Below are 1,336 nucleotides of genomic sequence, written 5' to 3' on the forward strand. Positions count from 1 at the left end.
CTTGCGCCTGCACCATTCCCCGTCTCCAACGGCCTTGATGCCCGTGCTGTCGATCAGCAGGTGCAACGGCCCGGAACGGGGCTGGCAGGGGATCTCGACAAGCAAGGTCTTCTGCCTTCGGCTCAGGGTGCTGAAATCCGGCACTGGCCAATCAAGCCCTGCCATCTCGAGAAGACTTGCGACCATGCCGGTGGTCTGGCGCAAAGGCAGCTTGAACACACCCTTCAACGTGAGGCAGGCTTGGATCGCGGCATCCGAGAACATAGGCTGTCGCCCCCGCTTGCCGGTCGGCGCGGACAACCACTGCATTCCCGGATCAAACCAAACCCGAAGCGAACCTCTCTGCGCCAGCGCTGCGTTATAGGACTTCCAGTTTGTCGTGCGGTAGCGGGCCCTGGGCGGTTTGCTCATCTCCGCCCCTTAACCAACTGGATTTACAAACGGAATCCCTCGGGTATTTGCGCAACAAAGCCGCTCGCATGAATAACCGGCACGAGCCAAAAGGGTAGCGGCGGCATCGGGACTGCCTCCGCAAAGCGAATGTAACTGACTCCCCGTTGCACTCGAGCCTCGCCGATGCGGCGTTGATCCTTAAGCGTCGTCCAGAATGCCAGACTGACCTGCGCCGCACACCTGCAAGTGCAAGTCTGCTTTGCTCTTGTTCAGTGAAAACGGATGCGCCAAAAAAATGCCCACGAAGACGGCGGGCAAGAAATAGCATGAGCCCACAGAACAGGAGATACTCGGAAATGACCGGAGTGGCAGGGCTGCGCGCGACCGCATTGCTGGCGACCATGTTCGCTGCTTTGTCGACCTCTACCGCGCGGGCAGAAGTTTACGCCGATGTGCAAGGTTGGGTGGTTATTCGCGGAGAGGACAGCTGTGGCGCTACCAAGAATTACGAAAGCCCGGGCAACAGCATGCTCGCCTTTCTCGAATTTGCCAGCGGCGAACAGACAGTGGCGCTAGGTAATCGCAACTGGTCTGCGGTCGGTGATACCGACTATGCTGTCAGCTTCGCCCTCGACGATACCAAGTTTGAAAGCCTTGCCAGCAAAGGCTTGGTTTCGGGCGATCGCAAGGGGTTCACGACCAGCCTCCCGGCCGGGTTCAAGGCAGCGCTGAGCCGATCTTCGATGCTACGGGTTTACCTGAATGGGCAACTCATTGATCGTTTGGAGCTGGAGACCCGCAAAAACCGGTAGCGTTTTGGCGGGTATGATGATTCATTGAAGGGGCGCGATCACGGAGGCCATTCATGGATACCAAGTCCCTGTTCAGTTTGAGCGATCACCTTGAGGCCCTGAGCAAGGAGGGAGATCCGCTCGAGGTTTTG

Annotated in this window: 2 protein-coding genes; one reads left to right on the forward strand and one right to left on the reverse strand. The window is 58.4% G+C overall.

The genetic code is table 11. The annotated features are described in order from the left end of the window. Positions 1–411: IS5 family transposase (locus IEX64_RS24240; RefSeq protein WP_188824032.1), on the reverse strand; the 411-nt coding region annotated here is incomplete at its 3' end. A 338-nt stretch (positions 412–749) separates the two neighbouring features. Here IEX64_RS24240 and IEX64_RS24245 point away from each other — a divergent pair. After that, complete coding sequence (locus IEX64_RS24245; RefSeq protein WP_188824034.1) at positions 750–1,205, forward strand: hypothetical protein; 456 nt, start codon at positions 750–752, stop codon at positions 1,203–1,205. The last annotated feature ends 131 nt before the right edge of the window (positions 1,206–1,336 follow it).

Source organism: Novosphingobium indicum (assembly GCF_014645195.1).
GTDB lineage: Bacteria > Pseudomonadota > Alphaproteobacteria > Sphingomonadales > Sphingomonadaceae > Novosphingobium > Novosphingobium indicum.

Coding starts and splice junctions, on each gene's coding strand:
- IEX64_RS24245 (WP_188824034.1), top strand. CDS start 750: ATGACCGGAGTGGCAGGGCTGCGCGCGACCGCATTGCTGGCGACCATG.